Origin of the sequence: Demequina sp. NBRC 110057 (assembly GCF_002090175.1) — a bacterium.
Lineage (GTDB): Bacteria > Actinomycetota > Actinomycetes > Actinomycetales > Demequinaceae > Demequina.
Genome location: NZ_BBRN01000003.1, coordinates 12082 through 36227, shown reverse-complemented (window position 1 = coordinate 36227; position 24146 = coordinate 12082). Strand labels below are relative to the sequence as shown.

At 71.2% G+C, this 24146-nt stretch carries 27 protein-coding genes; 14 read left to right on the top strand and 13 right to left on the bottom strand.

Annotation, left to right across the window (positions count from 1 at the left end; all coding sequences use genetic code 11):
• Nucleotides 1-60: 60 nt before the first annotated feature.
• Both B7K26_RS00190 and B7K26_RS00185 read right to left on the bottom strand, forming a co-directional pair.
• The gene (locus B7K26_RS00190) at nucleotides 61-1122 is read right to left on the bottom strand and encodes a hemolysin family protein (RefSeq protein ID WP_084076684.1); all 1062 of its coding nucleotides are present in this window, start codon (nucleotides 1120-1122) and stop codon (nucleotides 61-63) included.
• Nucleotides 1115-2500, bottom strand: a complete 1386-nt coding sequence (locus B7K26_RS00185) for a hemolysin family protein (protein WP_084076683.1) — start codon at nucleotides 2498-2500, stop codon at nucleotides 1115-1117. Before B7K26_RS00185 ends, B7K26_RS00190 begins: the two co-directional genes overlap by 8 nt.
• Nucleotides 2501-2710: 210 nt before the next feature.
• Here B7K26_RS00185 and B7K26_RS00180 point away from each other — a divergent pair, with 210 nt between their 5' ends.
• From B7K26_RS00180 to B7K26_RS00170, 3 genes are all read left to right on the top strand, one after another.
• Nucleotides 2711-4126 carry a serine hydrolase gene (locus B7K26_RS00180; protein ID WP_200810899.1) on the top strand — a complete coding sequence of 472 codons (1416 nt, stop codon included), beginning with the start codon at nucleotides 2711-2713 and terminating at the stop codon, nucleotides 4124-4126.
• Nucleotides 4127-4129: 3 nt separating this feature from the next.
• Nucleotides 4130-4585, top strand: a complete 456-nt coding sequence (locus B7K26_RS00175; RefSeq protein ID WP_084076682.1) for a DUF1801 domain-containing protein — start codon at nucleotides 4130-4132, stop codon at nucleotides 4583-4585.
• Between the two features lie 63 nt (nucleotides 4586-4648).
• Entirely contained in the window at nucleotides 4649-5314 is a 666-nt protein-coding gene (locus B7K26_RS00170; RefSeq protein WP_084076681.1) for a hypothetical protein, read from the top strand.
• On the opposite strand, the gene B7K26_RS00165 is transcribed toward B7K26_RS00170, so the two are convergent.
• Entirely contained in the window at nucleotides 5286-5948 is a 663-nt protein-coding gene (locus tag B7K26_RS00165; protein ID WP_234998634.1) for a sugar O-acetyltransferase, read from the bottom strand. The genes B7K26_RS00170 and B7K26_RS00165 overlap by 29 nt on opposite strands.
• 116 nt (nucleotides 5949-6064) lie before the next feature.
• Here B7K26_RS00165 and B7K26_RS00160 point away from each other — a divergent pair, with 116 nt between their 5' ends.
• Nucleotides 6065-7183, top strand: a complete 1119-nt coding sequence (locus tag B7K26_RS00160; RefSeq protein WP_084076680.1) for an Rv2578c family radical SAM protein — start codon at nucleotides 6065-6067, stop codon at nucleotides 7181-7183.
• 22 nt (nucleotides 7184-7205) lie between these two features.
• On the opposite strand, the gene B7K26_RS00155 is transcribed toward B7K26_RS00160, so the two are convergent.
• Entirely contained in the window at nucleotides 7206-7499 is a 294-nt protein-coding gene (locus tag B7K26_RS00155) for a hypothetical protein (RefSeq protein ID WP_084076679.1), read from the bottom strand.
• A 74-nt stretch (nucleotides 7500-7573) separates the two neighbouring features.
• Nucleotides 7574-8524 (bottom strand): hypothetical protein, encoded by a 951-nt coding sequence (locus B7K26_RS00150; RefSeq protein WP_143340383.1) that lies wholly within the window; start codon nucleotides 8522-8524, stop codon nucleotides 7574-7576.
• An 86-nt stretch (nucleotides 8525-8610) separates the two neighbouring features.
• Between B7K26_RS00150 and B7K26_RS00145 the strand changes: the two genes are divergently transcribed.
• The 6 genes from B7K26_RS00145 (at nucleotide 8611) to B7K26_RS00125 (ending at nucleotide 12594) form a co-directional block, all read left to right on the top strand.
• Nucleotides 8611-10236, top strand: coding sequence for a sodium:proton antiporter (locus tag B7K26_RS00145; RefSeq protein WP_084076677.1), 1626 nt, complete (start codon nucleotides 8611-8613; stop codon nucleotides 10234-10236).
• 40 nt (nucleotides 10237-10276) lie between these two features.
• The gene (locus B7K26_RS00140; protein WP_084076676.1) at nucleotides 10277-11095 is read left to right on the top strand and encodes a phosphodiester glycosidase family protein; all 819 of its coding nucleotides are present in this window, start codon (nucleotides 10277-10279) and stop codon (nucleotides 11093-11095) included.
• A 139-nt stretch (nucleotides 11096-11234) separates the two neighbouring features.
• The gene (locus B7K26_RS13145; protein ID WP_255376037.1) at nucleotides 11235-11357 is read left to right on the top strand and encodes a hypothetical protein; all 123 of its coding nucleotides are present in this window, start codon (nucleotides 11235-11237) and stop codon (nucleotides 11355-11357) included.
• Nucleotides 11358-11567: 210 nt separating this feature from the next.
• Nucleotides 11568-11786 (top strand): hypothetical protein, encoded by a 219-nt coding sequence (locus B7K26_RS00135; RefSeq protein ID WP_143340382.1) that lies wholly within the window; start codon nucleotides 11568-11570, stop codon nucleotides 11784-11786.
• A 122-nt stretch (nucleotides 11787-11908) separates the two neighbouring features.
• A complete protein-coding gene (locus tag B7K26_RS00130) occupies nucleotides 11909-12241 on the top strand; it encodes a YidH family protein (protein ID WP_159449553.1) in 333 nt (110 codons plus the stop codon).
• Nucleotides 12238-12594, top strand: coding sequence for a hypothetical protein (locus B7K26_RS00125; RefSeq protein WP_084076673.1), 357 nt, complete (start codon nucleotides 12238-12240; stop codon nucleotides 12592-12594). The genes B7K26_RS00130 and B7K26_RS00125 overlap by 4 nt, the downstream gene beginning before the upstream one ends.
• 3 nt (nucleotides 12595-12597) lie before the next feature.
• On the opposite strand, the gene B7K26_RS00120 is transcribed toward B7K26_RS00125, so the two are convergent.
• The gene (locus B7K26_RS00120; protein WP_084076672.1) at nucleotides 12598-13494 is read right to left on the bottom strand and encodes an SDR family oxidoreductase; all 897 of its coding nucleotides are present in this window, start codon (nucleotides 13492-13494) and stop codon (nucleotides 12598-12600) included.
• A gap of 116 nt (nucleotides 13495-13610) precedes the next feature.
• Here B7K26_RS00120 and B7K26_RS12885 point away from each other — a divergent pair, with 116 nt between their 5' ends.
• On the top strand, nucleotides 13611-14075 hold the full coding sequence (locus B7K26_RS12885; RefSeq protein WP_084076671.1) for a hypothetical protein: 465 nt from the start codon (nucleotides 13611-13613) through the stop codon (nucleotides 14073-14075).
• A 4-nt stretch (nucleotides 14076-14079) separates the two neighbouring features.
• Here B7K26_RS12885 and gnd read toward each other — a convergent pair whose 3' ends face one another.
• Together gnd and zwf are read right to left on the bottom strand one after the other, a co-directional pair.
• Complete coding sequence (gene gnd / locus B7K26_RS00110; RefSeq protein ID WP_307188071.1) at nucleotides 14080-15120, bottom strand: phosphogluconate dehydrogenase (NAD(+)-dependent, decarboxylating); 1041 nt, start codon at nucleotides 15118-15120, stop codon at nucleotides 14080-14082.
• Between the two features lie 61 nt (nucleotides 15121-15181).
• Nucleotides 15182-16603: a glucose-6-phosphate dehydrogenase gene (gene zwf / locus B7K26_RS00105; protein ID WP_084076670.1), complete on the bottom strand. Its 1422-nt coding sequence runs from the start codon at nucleotides 16601-16603 to the stop codon at nucleotides 15182-15184.
• 249 nt (nucleotides 16604-16852) lie between these two features.
• Here zwf and tal point away from each other — a divergent pair, with 249 nt between their 5' ends.
• Nucleotides 16853-17977 carry a transaldolase gene (tal, locus tag B7K26_RS00100; protein WP_084076669.1) on the top strand — a complete coding sequence of 375 codons (1125 nt, stop codon included), beginning with the start codon at nucleotides 16853-16855 and terminating at the stop codon, nucleotides 17975-17977.
• Nucleotide 17978: 1 nt separating this feature from the next.
• Here the strand turns inward: tal and B7K26_RS00095 are convergent, their stop codons facing one another.
• From B7K26_RS00095 to B7K26_RS00080, 4 genes are read right to left on the bottom strand one after another with little or no spacing between them, the layout of a single operon-like run.
• Nucleotides 17979-18629, bottom strand: a complete 651-nt coding sequence (locus tag B7K26_RS00095; protein WP_084076668.1) for a hypothetical protein — start codon at nucleotides 18627-18629, stop codon at nucleotides 17979-17981.
• Between the two features lie 33 nt (nucleotides 18630-18662).
• Complete coding sequence (locus tag B7K26_RS00090) at nucleotides 18663-19652, bottom strand: zinc-binding alcohol dehydrogenase family protein (protein WP_084076667.1); 990 nt, start codon at nucleotides 19650-19652, stop codon at nucleotides 18663-18665.
• Between the two features lie 36 nt (nucleotides 19653-19688).
• Nucleotides 19689-20342: a hypothetical protein gene (locus tag B7K26_RS00085; RefSeq protein ID WP_084076666.1), complete on the bottom strand. Its 654-nt coding sequence runs from the start codon at nucleotides 20340-20342 to the stop codon at nucleotides 19689-19691.
• Nucleotides 20339-21385, bottom strand: a complete 1047-nt coding sequence (locus tag B7K26_RS00080) for an NAD-dependent epimerase/dehydratase family protein (RefSeq protein WP_084076665.1) — start codon at nucleotides 21383-21385, stop codon at nucleotides 20339-20341. The genes B7K26_RS00085 and B7K26_RS00080 overlap by 4 nt, the downstream gene beginning before the upstream one ends.
• Before the next feature lie 114 nt (nucleotides 21386-21499).
• On the opposite strand from B7K26_RS00080, the gene B7K26_RS00075 reads away from it, so the two are divergent.
• Nucleotides 21500-22108: a PadR family transcriptional regulator gene (locus tag B7K26_RS00075; protein ID WP_159449552.1), complete on the top strand. Its 609-nt coding sequence runs from the start codon at nucleotides 21500-21502 to the stop codon at nucleotides 22106-22108.
• Between the two features lie 68 nt (nucleotides 22109-22176).
• A complete protein-coding gene (locus tag B7K26_RS00070) occupies nucleotides 22177-23613 on the top strand; it encodes a DHA2 family efflux MFS transporter permease subunit (RefSeq protein ID WP_084077490.1) in 1437 nt (478 codons plus the stop codon).
• 4 nt (nucleotides 23614-23617) lie between these two features.
• Here the strand turns inward: B7K26_RS00070 and B7K26_RS00065 are convergent, their stop codons facing one another.
• Nucleotides 23618-24127 carry a GNAT family N-acetyltransferase gene (locus B7K26_RS00065; RefSeq protein ID WP_084076663.1) on the bottom strand — a complete coding sequence of 170 codons (510 nt, stop codon included), beginning with the start codon at nucleotides 24125-24127 and terminating at the stop codon, nucleotides 23618-23620.
• Between the last annotated feature and the right edge of the window lie 19 nt (nucleotides 24128-24146).

Here is a 24146-nt window from a genome sequence, read left to right as displayed (position 1 = left end):
GCTAGTGGCCCGGCACCCCGTGAGGGTGCCGGGCCACAGTCGTGTGTGCGGACCGGTGCGTCAGGGCTGGGTCTGCTCGTCCACCATCTGGCCGGCGTCCACGACCTCGCCCACCAGGCGCTCGATGACGTCCTCGAGCATGGCGGCGCCGATGACGTCGTCAGTGCCCGGCTCCTTCACGAGCGCGATGTGCGTGCCACGCGCCTGCATGGCGGTGAGCGCCCGCTCGAGCGAGGCATCGGCCGTCACCCAGGTGAGCGGTCGCACCGCGTCGTCGGGGATGGGCTTCGTGGCGGTGCCGCGCGGCGGATCCACGAAGTCCTTCAGGTGCAGGTAGCCCACGTAGTGACCCTCGTCGTCCACGAGCGGGAAACGGGAGAACCCGGTGCGCAGCGACGTCTTGACCGCGCGCTGAGGCGTGACGTCCGCCGGCAACACCTCGAGCGTGTCCAACGGCGTGAGCACGTCGCGCACCGTCTCGAAGGACAGCGTGAGCGAGCCGGAGAGCACCAGGTGCTCCTCCTCGTCCAGCAGCCCCTCCTCGCGCGACTCCGCCACGAAGGCGGCGACCTGATCGGCGTCGAAGGCCGACTCGACCTCGTCGCGCGGGTCCACGCGCAGCGCGCGCAGCACGATGTTCGCGATCCAGTTCAGGGTCACGATGACGGGCTTGAGGATCCACACGATGCCGTACAGCAGCGGGCCAAGCGCGAGAGCCGAGCGCTCCGGGCCGGCGATCGCGAGGTTCTTGGGCACCATCTCGCCCAGCACCATGTGCAGGAACACGACGATGAGCAGGGCGATGGCGAACGCGATGCCGTGCAGCCACGCGCCCTCGATGCCGATGGCGCCCAGCGGCTTCTCGAGCTGGTGCGCGACGGCGGGCTCGCCGAGCGCGCCCAGGCCCAGCGAACAGGCAGTGATGCCCAGCTGGGCGCCGGCCATCATGAGGGAGACGCGCTCCATGGCGCGCACGGTGATCCGCGCGCTCCACGAGCCAGCGGCGGCGCGCGGCTCGATCTGGCTGCGGCGCGCGGAGACGAGCGCAAACTCGGCGCCCACGAAGAACGCGTTGCCGAGCAGCAGCAGGACGGTGAGTCCGATGGCGAGTCCGTCAGACATCGGCGGCCTCCTTCCTGGCGGCGTCCTCGTCGACGGGTGGCAGCACCTCGAGCATCACGCGATCCACGCGGTGTCCATCGACGCGGGTGACGGTCATGCGCACGCGCACCGGCGTGGGGAGGTCGTCCTCGTCGAGGTCGCCCTCGTTCATGGCGGCCACCTCGACGGTGTCGCCGGTCACGGGGAAGCGCTCGAGCTGCTCGGTGAGGAAGCCGCCGAGCGTGTCCGACTCCTGGGCCTCGGGAAGGTCGAGCTGAAGCGCGTCGCCGGCCTCGTCGGGGCGCAGGAGCCCCGACAGGGACCAGCGGTCGTCGCCGATCTTGCGGTAGCGCGACACGGGGCGGTCCTGCTCGTCCTCGATCTCGCCGACGATCTCCTCGACGAGGTCCTCGAGGGTGACGATGCCGTCGGTGCCGCCGTACTCGTCGACCACGACGGCGACCTGCGAGCCCGAGCGCAGTGCCTCGAGCACCGCGGCGAGCGGCATCGTCGACGGCACGGAGTCGATGGGCATGCAGATGTCGGTGACGGGCGTGGTGGCGCGCTGGCGCGCCGGCACCGCGAGCGCCCGCTTGAAGTGGGCGACGCCCACGATGTCGTCGACGTCCTCGCCGGTGACGGGGAAGCGGGCGTGGCCCGTGCGGGAAGCGAGGCTCAGCACCTCTGCCGCCGTCGCATCGGCCGCGATGAAGTCGACGCGCGTGCGCGGCGTCATGGCGTCCGATGCGGTGCGCTCGCGCATCTCGGCGGCGCGGCCCAGGCGGGTCGCCACGCGCGGGTCGAGGGTGCCCTGGGCTGCCGAGCGGGCGGCGATCGCCTCAAACTCCTCGGCGCTCCTGGCAGACGCGAGCTCCTCGCGGGGCTCGACGCCCAGGCGGCGCACCACCCAGTTGGCGGAGCCGTTGAGGAAGCGGATGAGCGGGCCCATGAACCACGTGAAGCCGCGGTTGGCGCCGGCGATGGCGCGGCCGATGCGCATGGGCTCCGCGATCGCCCAGTTCTTGGGCACCAGCTCGCCGAACACCATCTGCGAGGCGGTCGCGATGATGAAGGCGGCGGTGATGGCCACTCCCATCGACGTGCCCTCGGGAAGGCCCACCGCCTCGAGCCCGGGCTCGAGCAGTGTGGCGATCGAGGGCTCCGCGATGTAGCCGACAAGGAGGCTCGTCACCGTGATGCCCAGCTGGGCGCCAGAGAGTTCAGTCGACAGGGTGGTGATGGCCGCCTTGAGCGACCGGGCGCGCCGGTCACCGCTCGCGGCGGCACGGTCGACGCTCGGGCGGTCGACCGTCATAAAGGCGAACTCGGCGGCGACGAACAGCGCGTTGGCGCCGATCAGCACGATCACGAGTCCAAGCAAGAGCCAGGCTTCGGTCATGACAGCGGGCCGATGCTCGTGGAAGGGACGGGGGCAGGCGCCGGCGCTCGCTCGGGGGCGATGGGCCGGCGCTTCGGACTATGGCCGTCGGGCATGCGGGGATTCTACGGCAGCAGCTCGGCACTTCACAGTCATTCGCGCGGATGACGTTTGGCAAACACGGCGCACTCGGTGAGGATGGGACACGACCCCGCACGAACGGAGCAGCGCATGACGGACCTGACGCTCGACACCGCTCACTGGCAGACGCGCCTCGAGGCGCTCGCGGAACGGTTCGGGGTCCCCGGCGCTCAGCTCGGGGTGCTGCGCGCGGCCGTCGGGGTCGACGACTCGAGCGCTGACGAGATCGACATCCTGACGCACGGAGTCACCCGCACCGAGACGGGCCAGCCGGTGACCGATGCCACTGTTTTCCAGATCGGTTCGATCACTAAGGTGTGGACCGCGACCCTCGCGATGCAGCTCGTCGACGAGGGCGCTCTCGATCTCGACACCCGCGTGGCTGAGGTGCTGCCCGAGCTCACGCTGAAGGACAAGGCCACCCGCGAGGCGATGACCGTGCGCCACTTGCTCACCCACACGAACGGGATCGACGGCGACGTGTTCGTGGATACCGGCCGCGGGGACGACGCCCTCGAGCGCTACGCCGAATGCCTCCACGCCGTCGACCAGGCTCACCCGCTGGGGGAGACGTGGTCGTACTCGAACTCCGGGTACATCCTGCTGGGCCGCGTGATCGAGCGCGTCACCGGCGGGACCTGGGACGCGGCCATCCGCGAGCGCATCGTGGCCCGTCTGGGCCTCAGCCGCACCTCGACCCTTCCGGAGGAGGCGCTGCTGCACGACACGGCGCTGGGACACGTGGTGGGCCTGCCGCATCCCGTGCCGGCGCCCGTGTGGGCGATGCCGCGCTCGGTGGGGCCGGCCGGACTCGTCAACGCGACCGCGCGCGACCTCCTCGCGTTCGTCCAGGCACACCTTCACGGGGGTCTCGGCGCTGCGGGAGAGCGGCTGCTGACCGCCGAGTCCACCACTGCGATGGCGGCTCACCAGGTAGACCTTCCCGACCCCCACTCGCTGGGCGACTCGTGGGGCCTGGGCTGGATTCGCTTCGACTGGAACGGCACGCGCCTGCTCGGCCACGATGGCGCCACCGTGGGCCAGAGCGCCTTCCTGCGCGTGCTACCCGAGGCGGGCCTCGCCGTGACGCTGCTCACCAACGGCGGCCAGGCGCAGGACCTTTTCGAGACCCTGTTCAGGGAGCTGTTCGCGGATGTCGCCGCTCTCGAGGCCACCGCCTCGTTCGGGCCACCGGAGGAGCCCATCGACGGCCCCCTGGGCGACTGGTCGGGGTCCTACCGCGGCGCGGCGCTGCAACTGGATGCGTTCATGGATGGTCCGCACCCCCGGCTGCGCATCACGATGCTGGGCGCCCTCGCGCAGCTCGATCCCGAACCGGTCCAGGAATACGACCTCGTCGTCGTGTCCGTGGAGCCCGAGCGATCCGTCTACGCCATCCGCTTCCGCGGGGGAGAGGCCTGGTCGCCGGTCACGTTCTACCGGATCGCCTCGGGCCGCGCCTACGCGCACTTCGGCGCCAGGGCGCTTCCCGCCGTCGAGGACTGAGCCGTGTCCTCTGACCCCGTCCTGCCCACCGACGACGACGTGGACGCCTTTCTCGCGGCCGATGCCGCCGGGGCCGACGCGACGTTGCTCACCGTCGACGCGGTGCTCGCCGCCGCGCTTCCGGGCGCGACAAGGCGGCTGTGGCGCGGCACCTTCTGGGGCGGTACCTCCCAGGCCATCGTCGGGTACGGCGACACCGTCCAGCCGCGTCCGCGCGGGGGAGAGGTCGCCTGGTTCCTGCTGGGCCTCGCGCGCCAGAAGGCTCACGTCAGCCTGTACGTGAACGCCGCCGAGGGGCGCGAGTACCTGTCGCGCTCCTACGCGAGTCGCCTGGCGGCGACCCCCGGGGCCGTGAAGGCGGGCGCGGCGGCCCTCACCTTCCGCGACGTCGACGCCCTCGACCTCGAGGCGCTGGGGACGCTGGCGCGGCACGCCGGGCGGATCCAGCCCTACTCCTAGAGTCCCTTGCGCCCTATGCTCGGCGCAGGCCGCGTGGGCGGCCGCCGACAGGGGGAGGCGCCGATGAGGGTGCTGGCATGGGTATCGGTCGCGGTGCTTGCCGCGGGCGGTTGGTTCGTCGCGCGGGACGCGTGGGACGGGCCCGAGCCCGAGCCCGACTACCTCGTCAGGGACGTGCTCGCCGCGGTGGACCCCGCGCAGCCACGGACGGAAGCCTGCGCCCGCGCCACCTGGGAGCAGACCGACGCGCGCCCCTGGCTCGCGAAGAGCGTGACGGCCGCCGGGGACATCAGCCTGTGCATGGTGGCCACCCGCGAGCCCAACGACGACGATCCGACGCAGGACTACTACGTCGTCACGATCCAGGGTCCGTCCGTGACCGAGACGGCCGACGCCGGATGGTCGCTCAACTCCGCCGACGACGTCGCGCCGGTGGTCGTGACGCTCGACGCGCCGGAGGCGATCATGGGCAATTCGGACGCGGACGGCTGGACGCTCGAGCCGTGCACCGGTGGGATCGGCACGTTCTCGGACTTCGGCTGGACGCTCGACGGGTTCGGGCTGTGCGAGGCAGGCACGGTCGACATTGCGCCGGAGACGGACGGCGAGCCGCTGACGTGGAGCCTCGAGGACCCACTGGCGGCGGACCTCGTCGCCTTGGTCGCCTTCGTCGTGGTCCCCGAGGGCGTCGAGCCGACCTTTACGTTGACGGCGGCTCGGGAGGGGTAGCGCCGTCGCTGGCATCCTCGAGACGGCGCACGATGCGGGCGGGATTGCCTGCGACCACCACCCCGGGAGGCACGTCCTTCGTCACCACCGCGCCGGCCGCGACCACAGAGCCGCGCCCCACCGTGACCCCGGGGCAGATGACGACCGAGCCGCCGAGCCACACATCGGATTCAAGGGTGATGGGGAACGCCCGCTCCCACCCCTCGCGCCGCGTCTCGATGTCGAACGCGTGATTGACCGTGTAGAACCGCGCGTCGGGGCCGATGAGCGCATGGTCGCCGATCGTGACGACTCCCGAGCCCACGATCATGAGGTTCGCGTTGATGAAGACGTCGCGGCCCATCCGCACGCGTTCCTTGTACTCGAAGTAGATCGGTGGCCGGAAGTCGAGCCCGGGGCCGCAGTCGCCCAGCAGCTCCTCGAGCATGTGGGTCGCGATGCCGGGCTCGTCGTAATAGAGCGCCGACAGCTCGCGCAGCCGGGCGAGGGTCGCCCTCTGCATGTCCGCGAGCTCGGGCCCCGCCCGGTACCGGAACCATTCGTCGGCCGCCAGCTTGTCGTACTCGGTCCTCGTGTCGTCCTCGACGGGCGCCTCGCTCATGCGGGCGCGCATCTCGCCGGGCTCCATCGCCATCGTGGCTCCTTTCTTGACCCGTCCTCAACCTACGCGGTGGCGTCGGGGCAGGTGCGGGACCCGTGGCCCGCGGTGTCGCACTTGATCTCGATTCGAACATGTGTTCGAATCGGGTAATGCGGTGGGAGGCACAGGAGATCGCGACCGAGAGCGCCGACGCGCTTCCCGGGCTGGCACGCATCTCGAACCTGGTGAGGTCCGTCACGACCCCGGAGTTCGCCGGCGTGACGTTCCACGAGGTGCTCGCCAAGAGCGCGCTCAACAAGGTGGGCCAGTCCAGCGCGGTGCCGTTCACGTGGACCATCAACCCCTATCGCGGATGCAGCCACGCGTGCGTCTATTGCTTCGCCAGGCCGAGCCACCGCTACCTCGAGCTCGACGAGGGTGCGGACTTCGATAGCCAGGTCATCGTCAAGGTCAACATCGTCGAGGCGCTGCGCAAGGACCTCGCGAAGCGTTCCTGGACGCGCGAGCACGTGGCGCTGGGCACCAACACCGATCCCTATCAGCGCGCCGAGGGGCGCTACCGCCTCATGCCGGGCATCATCGACGCGCTCGCGGACTCGGGCACGCCGTTCTCGATCCTCACCAAGGGCTCCCTGCTGCGGCGGGACCTTCCGCGGTTGGCCGATGCCGCCACCGCAGTTCCCGTCGACCTCGCCCTGTCGATCGCGATCCTCGACGACGACATTCAGCAGTCCATGGAGCCGGGCACCCCGACGGCGGCGGCACGGCTCGCGACCGTGGCCGCCGCGGCGGAGACCGGATTCGACGTCGCCGTCTTCATGATGCCGATCCTCCCGTTCCTCACGGACTCCGAGGAGCACCTCGACGCGGCCCTCGCCCGCATCAAGGCCGCGGGAGCCACGTCCGTCACCTACACCGCGCTGCACCTGCGACCCGGGGTCAAGGAGTGGTACGCGCGCTGGCTCAACACGCATCGGCCCGACCTCACGCCTCGCTACCGCGAGCTCTACGGCGACGGCGCCTATGCGCCGAAGGAGTACCGGCGCTGGCTCGCCGACCGGATCAAGCCCCTCATCCGTGCCCACGGCCTCGCACGCGCCGTCGAGGACCCGAACACCGGTTCGATGGGCTCGTCGGACGGCGCCGTGAAGCGCGCCGAGGCGCGCGACGCCGACGGCGAGTGGAGGCGCACGAAGGCGGGCGACCGGGAGGCTGACGGCGTGGGGGCGTCCCGCAACCTCGTCGAGCTCCAGGAGTCCCTGTTCTAGGGCCCCGCGGCGGCTCGAAGGGTTACCAGGGCGCGATGTTGAGCTCGGTGCCCGCGATGACGGCGGTGCCGTCCTCGTGCACGTCGAGCGCGCTGATGCCCACGTTAAGCGCCTGCTCCACGGCATGGCGGGAACGCTCGTCCACGATCCACACGGCGGCGCCCTCGCCGTCGCTCACCATGATTCCCCGCTGGGTGAAGCCCGTGACCCACATTCGCATCGGCGCCCGCTCGCGTCCCATGGCCGACTTGAACGTCGGAACGGGGGTGCGCGTGCTCAGGTGAGCACGCACGGCGGACTGCTGTGCGGTGGTCATCGCTGCTCCTTGTCTCGAGTGATTCGAGACTACGCCCGTCGCGGGGATGCTCGGAACGGCCCCAAGGTCCTGCCTTAGGACGCCCACGGCAGCGTGAGCGTGGCGGCCAGGATGCTCGCGGCGGCGGCGACGACGAAGGGTGCGGCCGCCACGGCGACACACGACTGCGCCGCCCACGACCGGGTATGGAGGTCGAGGCTTCCGTCGATGTCCTCGTTCAAGTCAAGGACATCGCCGTCGGTCGGCTCCACCTGTGCGGCGGCCCTGGCCCGCACCGCATCGTCGCTCACGCCGGCGACCTGCGCGGCGCGGTGGACCAGCGTTTCCACGGCATCGGGCGCATAGAACTCGGCCGGGAACGCGGGGTTGACCAGCGCGGGAGCGGCGAGAAGTTCGGCCTCGTCGCGCGGGCGCGCCCGGTCGGCGGCCGTGAGGCTCAGCGTGTCGGCTGTCATGGTGAGCGGCATCAGCGGGTCCGCGTCCGGGTCGGAGCTGAGCAAGAGCGCCGTCGCAAGGGGCGCGGTGGCGACGAGGGAGACGGTCGAGCCGTCGACATCCCGCACCTCGAGGGTGTGAAGCCCGTCCCGATCGACGCGGTCGCGCGCCACCTCGAGCGGCAGGAGGGTGACGGTGTCGCGCCTCGCGCTCGCGGTAAGAACGGAGCCGGGCACGATCATCATCACCAGGCACAGCGCCGCCGCGAACGCCACCCAGTCAGGGTCGTCGGCCCAGATCCAGCCGCCGCAGGCGAGCGCGACGAGCCACACGACGCCCCACCCGCGCAGCGTGTTGCCCGCGTACCGGCGCGAGCGGCGCGACAGCGGCACCAGGCGCGCGACGCGGACGGGGTCGGGACTCGGATCCGTGTCCGTCGGCGGAGGAACGTGGGCGCCCACCGGCGGCCGATGCTCGGACACGACTGCCGTGTCCACCGCCCACAGCCGGCCGTGGCCGGCGGCAAGGGGCGCGGTCGGGTGCTTCAGTAGGTAGGCGCGGTCACTCGCGCGGATCCCCCCAAGGTCCATGGCGCGATCGTAGCGGCGCGCCACCGCTTCACGACAGGGCGTGGATACGATGAAGCCGCTGGCAGAGGCGAGGAACGGAGAATCGCGTGGAGATCCTGGTCATCGGCGTATTCGCGCTCATCGCGATCGCCATCGCCACGGCGGTGAGTCCGCGCGTGGGCATCGCCGCGCCGCTGATCCTCGTGGCCCTGGGCTTCGGGGCGTCCCTGCTGCCGTTCATGCCGGAGGTAGAGGTCGACCCGGAGGTCATCCTCGCCGGCGTCCTGCCGCCGCTGCTGTTCGCGGCCGGTGCCTCGATCCCGGCGACCGACTTCCGGCGCGAGTTCAGGTCCATCTCGGGGCTGTCGGTGATCCTCACGATCCTGTCGACGCTGGTGCTCGGCGCGTTCTTCCACTGGCTCATCGACGACCTGTCGTGGGCGTGGGCCTTCGCCCTCGGAGCCATCGTGTCTCCCTCCGACCCTGTCGCCACGGCCATCATCAAGCGGCTCGGCGTCTCGCCGCGCATGGTGAGCCTGCTCGAGGGCGAGAGCCTCCTCAACGACGCCTGCGCTCTCGTGCTGCTGCGCGGCGCCGTAGCGGCAGCGGCAGCCGCCGTGACGGTCGGTGACATCGCCCTGGAGTTCATCCTCGCCATGACCGTGGCGGTCATCATCGGCATCGTCGTGGGCCGCCTCAACCTGTGGGTGTCGAACCGCATCCCGGACACCACCGCCAACACCGTCTTCACGCTCGCGGTGCCCTTCGTCGCGTCGATCCCCGCCGAGGCCGTCGGAGCCTCCGGACTCGTCGCGGCCGTCGTCTGTGGGCTCGTCACGGGCAACGGCTCCGCTAAGGCGCTGTCGCCGCAGGTGCGCCAGTCCGACACCCAGACGTGGCACGCGATCGAGCTCATCCTCGAGGGTGTGGTCTACCTGATCGTGGGCCTCGAGATCGTTGCCGTGGTCCGCGAGGTGCAGGAGAACCACGAGGGCGTCGGGTTCGCGTTCGGCGCGGCGATGGCGACCATCGTGCTGGTGTTGATCCTCCGCGCACTATTCATTGCGCCGCTGCTGGCCGCGCAGGCGCGACGCGCCAGGCGTGCCGCGGCGTTGCGCCCGCGCCTGGCGGATCTGCGCACGCGCTTGGATAACCCCGACACACACCACGAGGCGATCCACGAGGTCGCCCAGCACGTCGGCTCGCTGAGCGCCAGGCGCTTGCGCAAGGGCGAGGTGAGCCACGACCACGTGTCGCGGCACCTCACCAAGGCCGAGGCGGACATCGGCTACCTCGTGAAGGCGCCGCTGGGACCGCGCGAGGGGGCCGTCATGGTGTGGGCAGGCATGCGTGGCGTGGTCACCGTGGCAGCCGCGCAGACCCTTCCGACCGACACCCCCGACCGTGCCCTGCTCGTGCTGATCGCGTACATCGTCGCGGTCGGCTCCCTCGTGATCCAGGGCGGCACCGTGCGCTGGGTGGTCGACTGGATTAAGCCGTCGAGGGGAGTCTCGGCCGAGGACGCCGCCGAGGAGCGGGCGGCCCTCCACGACTTCCTCGAGGGCGCCGTCGAGCGCGCCGGGGGACAGGGCGCCCTGGGCGGTCGCGTCGGCGTGATCGAGGCCAAGCGTGACGCCCTGATCGACGCGCGAGGACTGGGAATCTTCTCCTCCGCGCTGCTGTCGGGCACGCTCGAGGCGCTGGACGCCGAGCAGATCCGTCTCGAGCTGTAGGCGGTGCGGCGCCGTGCGCGCCGCCGCCTAGACTCGCGCCATGAGTCCACGCCCGCCCGTGCTGGCCTGCGCGGCCCTCATCGTCGCATCGACCCTCCTCGCGGGATGCTCCACGGACACCCCGCGACGCGTGGTGACCGTCACCGCCGACCCGGAGTCGCCCACGGCGACCGCGTCGGACGAGGCGACGCCGGCATCGGCCGTCGACAGCGACGTGGTGGAGCACGCCGGCAACAAGTACCGGGTGGTTACCCTGCCGCTCGCGCACTGGGACGTGCGCGTGCAGTGGCCCGAGGCGGACGGGATCATGCTGAGGGATTTCCTCGAGCAGCAGCCGGAGATCGAGGTCGCGACGAACGCGGGGATCTTTAGCGACGACCTCACTCCCGGCGGACTCCTGATCGCCGATGGCGAGGAGCTTCACGGGCTCAACCTGCGCGAGGGAGGCGGCAATTTCCACCTCCTGCCCAACGCGGTCTTTGCGGTGAACGACGACGGCACCGCGCAGGTGGTCGAGTCGCACGCATTCGACGCGACGGGGGTCACGCAGGCCACGCAGTCGGGGCCCGCCCTGCTCCTCGACGGCGAGGTCCACCCCGAGTTCAATGAGGGGTCGGCCAACCTCGCCGTGCGCAACGGCGTCGGGGTGAGCCCCGACGGTCAGACGGTCTACCTCGCGATCTCGCTCAGCCTGACCAACTTCTGGGACTTCGCGGGCCTCTTCAGCGACGAGCTGGGCGTCGAGGATGCCCTGTACCTCGACGGCGACATCTCGAGCCTGTGGGTCGACGGCGACGGCGAGCCAGGCCCGGTCGACGGACCCTACGCCGGGATCATCACGGCCACCGAGCGCCAGTAGCGCGTTCGCCCACACCTGTCCGTTTTTCCCGGATCGTGTCACGGTTCGGCAAAGTGCTCTGGTGGCCCCGCGGGGCCGATGCTACGTTGAGCGGGCTCGGCGAATGCCGGGTTCGATTCACTCGAGAGGAGGCGACACGATGATCACCACCGATATCTTCCAGGGCTTTGACGCCCGCCGTGTCGCCGCGCCCTCGGGCAAGGCGTCCCGAAAGCCGATCCGCGGCTTTCGCGGCGCCCCTCGCGCCCCGTTCGCGGCCTGACACGGCCGCCGGCCCCGGTCGCCTCAGGCGAGCGAGCCGACGAACGCCCCGCCTCTCGACTCCTGCGTGACCGTCTGACGTCACGCGGAACCTCACCGCATCGCGCCTGATCGCTCGGCCATGCGGCCCCTCGCAACCTGACATGCGCCGCCCGTCGGCGGCGCGTGCCCGGACGTGCCCCTCGCTCACACCGAGGGGAGGTGAATCGACATGAACCAGTACCCAGTAGAGACCATGGCGCTGCTCGCGCAGCACCTCGCGAACCACCCCGAACTGCTCCACGCTGACCGCGTCGCCGAGCGCGACGCCCATCCGCGGCTGAGCGGACGGGAGCGGGTCGCGAGGCGCGCACGGCGCGCCTACTACCGCACGGTGCGGCGCCTGCGCGCCGCCCGTGCGGGCCTCGCCGTCCAGGGTCGGGCGGCGTGACGGCTCACGCGGCACGGAGGCGCCCCGTGCCGCGCGAGCCGTCCACCGCCCTCCCGCGCCGGTCACGCGGCCACCGGGGGAGTAGCGTCGTGCCTGGCAGCTCGACATCCTCGGAGGTGGCAGTGACCGACAGTGAGACCGTGAACCCTCAGGTGGCGCTCGCCAACGAGCGCACCTTTCTGGCCTGGATCCGCACGTCGCTCGCGCTCACCGCCACCGGGGCCGCGATCGTCGCGCTCGCGCCGCCCGTCCACCGTGGCTGGTTGCTCGCCTCCGGCGGCCTCTTCGTGCTGCTGGGCATCCTCGCCGGGTCCCAGGCATGGCTCGGATGGCGGGCCACCGACCGCGACATGCGCGCCGGGCGCACTGTGCCGCCCCTGCGCATCGGCCCCTATCTGACCGTCGGTGTCATCGTCGCCACCGGCATCCTGCTTGTCGGGGCGGTCCTCGCGTGAGCCTCGCGCCCGCGCGCGAACCCACCGGCCCCGTCGACGCGGCCACCCTGACGGTCCTCGCGTGGCGCCGCACGGCGCTGCGGGTGGCGGTCGGGGCGGTGGTCGCCGCGCGACTGCTCACGAGCGAGTTCGGCGGCGCCGTCGTGGTGGCGGGCCTCGTCGGGGTGGCGATCGCGCTCACGGTCCACGCCTCCGCATCGGCCGCCTACCTCCGCATCGTGAAGCGAGCCTCACGCGGCGAATCCCCGGGCGGCATCGCTCGCCCGGGGATTCGCATCGGGGCCCTCGCGGGGTTCACCCTGGCGGTCGGCCTCGCAGGCCTCGCGTGGGTGGCGCTGCAAGCCGGCGGCTAACCGCTACGGCGTGGGCAGTCCGCCGTTGACGTTGATCGTCTCGCCCACCACATAGCTGGACTCCGGGGAAGCGAGGAAGACGTATGCGGGGGCGAGTTCGACCGGCTGCCCCATGCGCCCCAGCGCGGTGTTGTCCCCGAACGACTCGATCTTCTCCGGGGGCTGGCCCTCCGTCACCTGGAGCGGGGTCCAGATGGGGCCGGGAGCGACAGCATTGACGCGGATGCCCTCGCCCGCGAGCTGCATCGCGAGCCCCTTGGTGAAGCCATTGATGGCGAACTTGGTGGACGCGTAGTCGACGAGGATGGGCGACGGCTTGTAGGCCTGCACCGACGTCGTGTTGATGATGGTCGAGCCAGGGCCCATGTGGGCCAGGGCGTCCTTGGTGAGCCAGAACATCGCGTCGATATTGGTGCGTAGGGTCTTCTCGAGTTCCTCCTCATCGAACTCGCGGAAGTCCTTCTGATACACCTGGTTGCCTGCGTTGTTGACGAGGATGTCGAGACCACCGAGGCCCTCGACCGTCTGGGCGACCAGGAGCCGGCAGAAGTCTCGTTGGCGCAGGTCGCCGGGGATGAGGATGGCCTTGCGGCCCTCGGACTCGATGAGGCCGCCGATGCGCTCGGCATCGGCCCGTTCGGCATCGAGATAGGTGATGGCGACGTCGGCGCCCTCGCGGGCGAAGGCGATCGCAACGGCGGCGCCGATGCCCGAGTCGCCGCCCGTGATGAGCGCCTTGCGTCCCGTCAGCCGCCCGGTCCCGCGGTAACTGGTCTCGCCGTGGTCGGCGGGCGGCGTGAGCTCCGCGTCGGAACCGGGGAACGACTGGTGCTGCGCCTGGGGCGCGATGTGGGAGAAGCGCTCGGCGGGGTTGTCGAAGGTGAGCTGGTCGAAACTCATGGAATCCTCCTGGACGGTCGACGGTGAGGGTCGCCACCGACAACCCGGCGCCCCTCCGGGATGTTCCTTCCCGTGGCGGATTTCGTCGCCGGAGAGACCGTGCCAGGGTGGACGGCATGCAGTCCTACCGTTCGCGCCAGTGGTCGTTCCAGAACACCTTCGCGGCGATCGCGCTCGGAGCCTGCCTCGCGGTGTGCGTCGCCGTCTTCACCGTCGGCGGGGCGTGGACCGAGGCGCCGTGGGTGGCATGGCCGTCCCTCGCGATCCTGGTCGCCGCGCTCTTCATCCCGATGGTGATCGAGACCGCGCCCCAGGGCGTCGCCGTAAGGCTCGCGGGCCTCGCCGTGAGGACAGTGCCCTACGAGGACATCGTCGCCGTCGAGCGGCGCCGCTACCGGCCGATGCGCGACTTCGGCGGCTGGGGCCTGAGGTGGAGCCTCACACGCGGCAACGCTCGCGCGTACACGACGACCGGCGACTCGGCCGTGGCCCTGACCCTGCGCGACGGCGCAGAGGTCTACCTGGGCGTGGCCGACGAGGAGGCGCTCGTCGCCGCCCTCGAGCCGAGGACCGGCGCCTGAGCCCTCACTCCCCGGTGGGCTTCTCCTCGTGGCCGCCGAAGCCCTTGCGCATGGCGGACAGCACCTTCTCCGCGTAGATATCGAGGTCACGCGACGCGAACCGCGAGTACAACGCCGTGGTGAGGACGGGCGTGGGGACCCCCTCGTCGATCGCGGCGATGGAGGTCCAGCGGCCCTCGCCGGAGTCGGACACGTGCCCGGAGAACCCCTCCAGGTCGGGGTCGCGGTGCAGCGCCTCGGCCGTCAGGTCGAGCAGCCACGAGCCCACGACGGAGCCGCGCCGCCACACCTCCGCCACGTCGTCCACCGGGATGTCGTAGCGGTAGAACTCGGGGTGGGCCATGGGGGCAGTCTCCGCGTCGTGCACCTGCTCGCGCGCGCCGATGTTCGCGTTGCGCAGCACGTTGAGGCCCTCCGCGTAGGCGGCCATGAGCCCGTATTCGATGCCGTTGTGCACCATCTTCACGAAGTGCCCAGCGCCGTTGGGTCCGCAGTGCAGCCAGCCGCGCTCGGCGGCCGTCGGCTCGCCCGTCCGGCCGGGGGTGCGCTCCGCGGCGTCGACGCCGGGGGAGATGGTGTCCCAGATGGGCGCGAGGCGGTCCACGACGTCCTTCTCGCCCCCCACCATGAGGCAGAAGCCGCGCTCGAGGCCCCACACGCCGCCCGAGGTACCGCAGTCCACGTGGTGGATGCCGCGCTCCCCGAGGCTGGCGGCATGGGCGAGGTCGTCCCGGTAGTAGCTATTGCCGCCGTCGATGATCGTGTCCCCGGGCTCGAGCACCTCGGCGAGCGAGTCGATGACGGACTGGGTGATGCGGCCGGCTGGCACCATCACCCAGATGGCGCGGGGCGCCTCGAGCGCCTCGACGAACCCCGCGAGCTCGCGGACGGGTACAGCGCCGTCGGCAGCGAGCGCGTCGATCGCGTCGGGCGAGACATCATGGACCGCGACGGTGTGGCCGTCGCGCATGAGGCGCCGGCTGAGGCCGGCTCCCATGCGTCCCAGGCCGATCATTCCCAGCTGCATCGGGGTCGTGGTGGTCATCTGCGTCTCCTTCGGTGGTGTGGGGGTGGCCGATGCCGCGGCCGGGTGCCGGCGTGAGCCGTCAGTGGCCGCCGTGGTCGGGCCTGACGGTGGGCTGATGCCAGGGGCCGTCGTGGCCGATGAGCCGGCCGGCCGCCTCCTCGGGTCCCCACGAGCCCGGCTTGTAGGGGATGGCCGGGGAATGGTCATGCAGGACGGAGTCGACGACGTTCCACGCTGCCTCGACCGAGTCCTCGTGCGTGAACAGGGCGCTGTCGCCGTGCAGGGCGTCGGCGAGCAGCCTCTCGTAGGGCTCTCGCTCGAGGGGGCTCTCCGTGGGCAGCAGCAGCTCCTGTTCGTGTCCCACGAACTCCTCGCCGGGACGCTTGACGCGCACCGACAGGCCGATCTCCCCCTCGGGGGAGAGCCGGAACCGCAGGCGGTTGGGGTGCTGGTCGGGGTCTTGGGCGTCGTCGAAGAGCGCCTGCGGGGGCCGCTTGAAGTCGACCACCACCTCGCCCGCGGACACGGCGAGGTGCTTGCCCGTGCGTAGATAGAAGGGCACCCCCGCCCACCTCCACGAGTCGATGTGGAGGCGCACCGCCGCGTAGGTCTCGACATCGGAGCCGGCGGCGACGCCCTCCTCGTCGCGGTAGCCGACGAACTGCCCTCGCACGTAATCCTGACGCGTGAGCGGACGCATGGCCTTGAAGACGTTTGCCTTGGCGGCCTGCACGGCGCCGTAGCCCTGATAGGTGGGCGCCTCCATGGTCAGGAGGGCGACGATCTGGAACAGGTGATTCTCGACCACGTCGCGCAGCGCGCCCGCCGACTCATAAAAGGACCCGCGCCCGCGCACCCCGAAGTCCTCGGCAAGGGTGACCTGAACCGACTTGATGTAGTTGCGGTTCCAGATGGGTTCGAACATCGCGTTGGCGAACCTGAAGTAGAGGAGATTCATGATCTCCTCCTTGCCCAGGAAGTGGTCGATGCGGAAGATCGCGTCCTCATCGAAGGCGTCAGTGATGACCGCGTTGAGCTCCTTCGCGCTCGCGAGGTCGCGACCGAACGGCTTCTCCACCACCACGCGCGCGTCCTCGTGCAGGCCCACCGCCTTGAGGCCCTGCACCACCGTGCCGAACAGGACGGGAGGGATCGCGAGGTAGTGCGTGGGGCGGACGCACTGCCCGAGCGCCTCCTTGAGCGCGGAGAAGGTGGCGGGGTCCTGGTAGTCGCCGTCCACGTAGCGCAGCAGCGCGAGGAGAGTGGCCATCGCGTCCTCGTCGACGTCGTCCCCGTGCTTCGCGGCCACGGCCTCGCGGGCGCGGTCGCGCAGGTCCTCGAGGGTCCACTGCGAGAACGCGACGCCGATGACCGGGACCGCGAGGGTGCCGGACCTCACCATGCGGTACAGCGACGGGAAGATCGATTTGCGGGCGAGGTCACCGCTCGCGCCGAAGAACACGAGGGCGTCCGACGGGGTTCCTGGTGCTGCACCGGGCATGTCTCTCCAAGCGTCGATGGGGTGTCAAGCAGGGATGACTCTCCTGTCACCCTACGACCGTCGCGGGCCGCGTGGGTACCGCACGGGCCCGGCGAGCCTCCCGCCGCGGATGAACGACGGGTGACGGCTAGCCGCCCGACCGGGCGCCGGCATCGGCCCCTCCCTAGGCTGGCGGGGGAATCCCGGCGCGAGCGCCCCCGTTGACGCGAGGGTCCGCGTGACAAGCAACGAGGCAAGGAGTCCCCCCTGATGACCACCACCGTGTCCGCCCAGCCGCTGGCCGCCCTGTCGAGCGCAGGAGTGTCGATCTGGCTCGATGACCTCAGCCGCGAGCGCCTGCGCTCTGGCTCCCTCGCCCGCGACGTCGCCGAGCGATCCATCGTCGGCGTCACGACCAACCCCTCGATCTTTTCCGCCGCCGTGTCCGGCTCGGACCAGTACGACGACCAGGTGGCACAGCTCGCGACCCGGGGCGTCGGTGTCGAGGAAGCCGTGCGGATGATCACGACGGCCGATGTCCGCGAGGCGTGCGACGTGTTGCGACCGGTGTGGGAGGAGACGGGCGGCGTGGACGGCAGGGTCTCGATTGAGGTCGACCCCCGGTTCGCCCGCGACACGGACGCGACCCTCGCCGAGGCAAGGCAGTTGTGGTGGCTCGTGGATCGCCCCAACGTGATGATCAAGATTCCCGCCACCGTCGAGGGGCTGCCGGCCATCCGGGCGGCGATCGGGGAGGGGATCTCGATCAACGTCACCCTCATCTTCTCCCTTGAGCGCTATCGCGAGGTGGTGGACGCGTTCCTCGCGGGCCTCGAGGACGCCCGCGACGCCGGCCGCGACGTGTCCGGCATCGGCTCGGTGGCGTCGTTCTTCATCTCGCGCGTCGACTCGGAGGTCGACAAGCGCCTCGACACTGGCGCGCCAGACTCGCCCCTGCGCGGCACCGCCGCGATCGCGAACGCGCGCCTCGCCTTCGCGCACCACCAGGAGGTCCTGGGCTCCGAGAGGTGGGCAGCGCTCGCCGCGGCAGGCGCCCACCCGCAGCGACCCCTGTGGGCCTCCACGTCGGTCAAGGACGACGCCTACCCGGACACGATGTACGTCGATGAACTCGTCGCCGCCGGCACCGTCAACACCATGCCGGAGTCCACCATCGACGCGTTCGCCGACCACGGGGTGGTGCCGGACGAGCCGTCCTCGTGGGACACCATGACCGGCACCGCGGACGAGGCCCGCGCGACGTTCGAGCGGCTTGCCGAGGCCGGCATCGACCTCGCCGACGTCACCGCGCGCCTCGAGGACGAGGGGATCGCGAAGTTCGCGGATGCCTGGGAGGACCTGCTCACGCGCGTGCGCGAGCAGCTCGCCGAGTGACCTACGACTCGGGAAGGTCGCCGCAGCGGGCCACGGTGTAGGACACGATGGTGCTCACCGCGGCGGCGCCCGCCTGAGCCGAGTCGCTGACGCCCGGCTCGTCCATGAGGGCGGCCATGCCTTCCTGGTAGTCGGCGAGGGTCTCCATCGACGCCAGGAGTTCCGCCTCGGGGCGCGCGAGCGCGTCGACGTAGTCGAGGAAGTCCTCGAACGCCGCCGCCGCCTGCTCGTCGCTCACGGAGTCGTCGCCGCCCACCCACGATGACGACGCGAGACGGTCGCGCGCGGCGCCCCACGTGTCGTCGATCGCGTCGATGGCCTCCACCATCGCCGCCCCTGCCGCGTTGGCGAGCTCCACGGAACCGGCTCCGTCCTCGGCGCTCGTCTGCACGCTCGACCTGTCGCTCGCCTCAAGCAGGTCCACCTGTGCCAGGTAGCCCTGCTGGGCAGCGTCGCAGTACGGGTCGGTCCCGGCGGCATCCGAGGAGGCGTCGCCGGCCGCCGTACCGCCGCCGTCCGTGGGGTCGGCCGATGCCGAGGCGGAGGCGTTTTCAGCGGCGCCGCTCACGGCGTCGTCGGGAGTGTCGCCGCCCGAGCAGGCGGCGAGGGCGAGGGCCAGGCCTGCCACGGCGAGGGACGCGAGGGGACGCATGGGACGAGCGTGCCACGCGCGCGCGGCCCCGCGCTAGCGGTGGATGACGACCTTTCCGATCACGGTGCCGCTCTCGACAAGGCGATGCGCCTCGAGGATCCCGGCCGCCGAGAAGTCGTCGATCCTGACGGTCGCGGTCGGGACCACGTCTCCCGCGTCGACGAGCTCGGCCGTCTCGGCGAGCATGCGGCCCTGCTCCGCCATGTCCCACGTCTCGTAGCGGGAGCGCGCAAACATGTACTCCCAGTGGAAGCCGATCGACTTGGCGAACAGCGGCAGCAGGTCCAGCTGTCCGCCGTCGATCGACACGATCTGCCCGAAGGGTCGCAGCACCCGCGCGTACGCCTCGATGTTGCCCGGGGTGTAGGAGGAAAACACGTAGTCGATGCCGTCGGGGGCGAGCGCCGTCACCTCGCCGGCAAGGTCGCGGTGGTCGACCACGGCATCGGCCCCCATCCTGCGGCACCACGCGGCGGACTCCTCGCGGGACGCCGTCGCGATCACGCGCATCGACGTGAGGCGCTTGGCGAGCTGCGTCAGCACCGACCCCACGCCGCCGGCGCCGCCGACCATGAGGAGGGTTCCGGCGTCCTCGCGGTTGATGCGCATGCGTTCGAACATCCCCTCCCACGCCGTAATCGACGTGAGCGGCAGTGACGCGGCGTCGGCGAAGCTCGCGCTCGCGGGCTTGCGGGACACGATCCGGTGGTCGACGGCCTGGAGATCGGCGTTGGCGCCGTCCCTGAACGCGTCGCCCGACCACCACACCTCGTCTCCCACGGAGAAGCCGGTGACGGCGCTGCCGAGGCCCACGACAGTGCCGGCGCCGTCGAAGCCCAGGATGCGCGGAGGGCCGTCCGCCTTGACCTTGGCGCGGCGATACACGTCGGTGGGGTTGACGGACACCGCCTCGACGCGAATCAGGAGGTCGTTGTCGCGGACCGTCGGGTCGGGGACCTCGATGTCGCGCAGGGCGAGCGGGTCGGTCACGGGGCGCGCGTCAAGGGCGGCGATCGCATGCATGGTGTCTCCTGACAAAGGTGAGGGATGGGCAGGGGGTTAGCGGCGTTGCGGGTCGCCCCCGGCCAGCCGGGTCCTGGCGGCGATGGCGACATCCGTCGCCTGCGCCCACCCAAGGCCCGCCGCGCAGAGCGCGTGCGTCATGGCGAGCTGCAGGGGGTCGGCGCCCGCGAGCGCCTTTGCCTCGGCCGCCTCGACCACGTCGATCGCGGCCTGCTCCACGAGCCAGCTCACGGCGGCGGGGGAGATGTCGCGGCGGACGCTGCCCTGTTCGGCGGCGAGGGCGACGGCCTCCCTCAGCGTCGCCCGCAGCGGCGCGAGGGCGCGCTCGACGGAGCGGCGGTAGGGGCCGCGCGCGGCCATGCGGGTGAGAGGTAGGACGGGAGCCTGGTCCTGCCAGACGCGGCCGATGAGCATGGCGATCTGCTCGAGCGGCTCGCCATCGTCGAGGAAGGACGCTCCCGCGATGCGGGTCGCGCCGCGCACCACCGTCGCCTCCACCAGGGCGTGGCGGGTGGGGAACAGGCGGCGAGCGGTCTCGTCGTCCACCTGGGCGCGGCGCGCGACGGCGCCGAGCGGAGCGCCGGGGTCGCGCCCCAGCACCGACACGGCGGCGTCGAGGAGCCGTACCCGCGCCGAGTCGTCGCTCACCGCGGGGGCCGCGGAGTCGCGGCGGCGCCCGAAGAGGCTCACGAGGCAGCCTCGCCGAGCGCGCGGCGGTAGATCGCGGCGATCCGGTCGAACATCGCGTTGGCGGCGTCGTCCACGCGCTGACGCGCGGGGTCGGCCTCGAACCACGCGAGGCATTCGCGGATGCCCTCCGCGAAGGGGATGCGCGCCTCCCAGCCCGGGACCAGATGCTTGATCTTGCTCGTGTCGTAGGCGGCGGGGTGCATCTTGTCGCCGTAGATCGAGCCCGCCTGGTCGGGGGCGGCCGCGACAAGGGCATCCGAGGGTACGCATACCCGCTGCTCGCCGAACCGCTCGGGGGTGATGCCCGCGGCGTCGGCGATGGCGCCGTAGATGGCGTTCCACGTGAGCGCCTCGTCCGAGGTGATGTGCACGGCCTCGCCGAGCGCCCGCGCGTTGCCGAAGAGTCCCACCGCCGCGGCAGCGAGGTCGCGAGCGTGTGTGAGGGTCCACAGCGAGGTGCCGTCGCCGGGGATGACGATGTCGGCGCCGCGCCGCATCCGGTCCACGACCGTCCAGGGGTGGGAACTGTTGCCCGTGTAGGCCGGGATCTTCGAGGGTCCGTACGTGTGAGCGGGGCGCACGATGGTGTAGCCGAGCCCCGCCGCTGTCGCCCGCTCGCGCAGGACGGCCTCCGCCGCGGCCTTCTGCCGTGCGTAGTCCCAGAACAGGTTCTCCTGGGGGTCGTCCTCGCGGGTGAGGTGGAGGCAGTCCCAGGTGGCGTAGCTCGCCGACGTGGCGATGAGGACGTACTGGTCCGTCAGCGGCGCGAAGGTCTCGACGTCGGCGGCCACGTGTTCGGGGGAGAAGGCGACGGACTGGAGGACCACGTCGTACCGCTCGCCCGCATCGCTCGCCTGCGCCAGGGCCGAGCGCAGCGCGGCGGCGTCCGTGGCATCGGCCACGACGTGGCGCACCCCGGCAGGGGCATCGGCGACGCCCGAGCGTCCACGGGTGACGAGGGTGAGGTCGTGTCCGGCGGCCACGGAGGCCGCCGCGATCTCCGACGAGATCAGGCCGGTGCCTCCGACGATCAGAATGCGCATGCGTCCCAGGCTAGCGAGGCCGTCACGGGTCCGCGTGCGCTCCCGGCACACGCGGCATGTGGCACACTAGTCCGCGTCGAATACTCCATGTGGACTATAACGAGGGGAGTGCCGATGGCCGATGACCTCACGCCGCTCGCTGTGAGCGCGCTCGCGCTGCTGGTCGAGCGGCCCATGCACCCCTACGAGATGGCCCAGACGCTGAGGGTCCGCGGCCAGGACCTCGACGTCAAGCTGCGGGTGCCGAGCCTCTATCACGCTGTCGAACGCCTGCTGCGCGACGGCCACGTCGAGGAGGTGGGCGTGGGGCGCGAGGGCAAGCGGCCCGAGCGCACCACCTACCGCCTCACCGCGGCCGGCAGGGCGGCGATGGAGACCCAGGTGGTCGCGTGGCTGCGTCAGCCGCGCGCCGAGTACCCCGTCCTTCCCGTCGCCGTGGGGGAGGCGCACTTCCTCAGCCGCGCCCAGGTGGAAAGCGTCCTCGCCGAGCGCCGCGGCGCCGTCCTCGCCGAGCGCGACACCGTCACGCGCATGCGTGACGCCGCCCTCGACAAGGGGGTACCGCGCCGCATGCTGCTGGGCAAGGAGTACTCCCTGCATCGGCTCGACGCCGAACTCGCCTGGATCGACGCGATCCTCACCGACCTTGACAGCGGCGCCCTCGACTGGGACCAGCCCTTCCTCACCTCCACGCCACCCTTCACCGAACAGGACCCCTCGTGACCGTCCCCACCGCCGGCGCCTCCCAGGCGCCCGACGACATCAAGCCGTGGCCCGCCCTGTGGGCGCTCATGATCGGCTTCTTCATGATCCTCGTCGACGTCACCATCGTGTCGATCGCGAACCCCTCGATCCAGGCCTCGCTCGACGCCTCGACCACCCAGGTGCTGTGGGTGACGAGCGCGTACCTCCTCACGTACGCGGTGCCGCTGCTCATCACCGGGCGCCTGGGCGACAGGTTTGGGCCGCGCCGCCTGTACTTGATCGGCCTCGTGGTGTTCACCGGGGCGTCCTTCCTGTGCGGTATCGCGGACCAGCTCCCGGGCTCGGGCATCGCGAACCTCATCGCCGCCCGCGCCATCCAGGGCTTTGGCGCCGCCATGATGAGCCCGCAGACGATGGCCGTCATCACCCGCCTGTTCCCGGCCTCCCGACGCGGCACCGCCATGGCGCTGTGGGGAGCCACGGCGGGTGTCGCCTCCCTCGTGGGACCGCTGCTGGGCGGATTCCTGGTCGACGGTCCCGGCTGGGAATGGATCTTCTTCGTCAACGTGCCCATCGGTGTGGTCGCCTACATCATGGTGGCGCGCCTGGTGCCGACCCTGCCCACGCACGCCCACGAGTTCGACTGGTGGGGAGTGGTGCTGTCCGCGCTGGGCATGACGCTCGTCGTGTTCGGTATCCAGGAGGGCTCGACCCTCGACTGGAACGGCGTGGTGTGGGCCTGCATCGCCGCGGGTGTCGTGATCCTCGCGCTGTTCCTGTGGACCCAGTCGCGCCACCGTGGGGAGCCGCTGCTCCCGCTCGCGCTGTTCCGTGACCGCAACTTCTCCCTCGCCAACGGCGCTATCGCGCTGGTGGGCTTCGCGGTCACCGCCCAGTTCATCCCGCTCATCTACTTCCTGCAGACCGTGCGGGGCCTCACCCCCACCGAGTCGGCGCTGATGTCGGTGCCCACCGCCGTCGCGTCCATCGCGCTGTCGCCCGTGGCCGGCCGCCTTGTCGATCGCCTGCACCCGCGCGTCCTCGCCGTGCCGGGGCTTCTCCTCAGCGGGCTCGGCCTCGTGGCCTACTTCTTCATGATGACGCCCGACATCCCCATCCTGTGGCTGCTCGTTCCCGCCGCTCTCGTGGGCATCGGCAACTCCTTCATGTGGGGGCCCATCTCGTCGACCGCCACCCGCAACCTGCCGCCGCGCGACGCCGGCGCGGGATCGGGCGTCTACAACACCACGCGCCAGGTCGGCTCCGTGCTGGGGTCGGCGGCGATCGCCACGCTCATGTCGAGCCGCCTCGCCGCGGCTCTCGGCGACGGCTCGGGCGCGCCAGCGGTGTCGGGCGAGGGCTCGAGCTCCCTGGAGTTGCCTGCCGCCCTGCACGAGCCGTTCTCGACGGCCATGGCGCAGTCGCTGCTGCTTCCCGCCGCCGTGCTGTTGGTCGGGGCGGCCATCGCCGCCTTCTTCGTCGCTCCCGACTACATGAAGGAGCGCGCGGCAGCCGCGGCGTGACCCGTCACATCAGCCCGTCGACGGTGCGCGACAGGAGCGCCACGCGCGACGTGCCGTCGTGGATGTCGAGCTCGGCGAGCTGACGGAAGCCCAGGGCCTCGTGGAAGGACAGCGAGCGCGGGTCGGCGGGGGAGACGGACACCTCGGTGGTCACCTCGTTCGCCCCGCGCTCGCGCGCGCGCTCGAACACGGACTCGTACAGGGCGCGGCCGACTCCCGTGCCCCTGGCCGCGCTCGACACCACGATCCTGTCGATGTACTGGTGCCGCGCCCCGCGGTCCTCGAACCAGCGGTAGTTGGGGGAGGCGTACGGCTGGCCCATGCCGAGGCTCAGCAAAAAGGCGATGGGCTCGCCGACGCGGTCACACGCGACAAGCGCCACGTCACACCAGCCGCGCAGCTCGGCGAGCGACTCGGCGGTGAGCGGGTGGATGGTCGGCGCGGCGTCGTTGTTGAGGCGCAACACTGCCTCGAGGTCTCTCTCGCGCATCACGCGCAGCCGCAGGTACCGCATGGGCACATTGTGCCGTGGT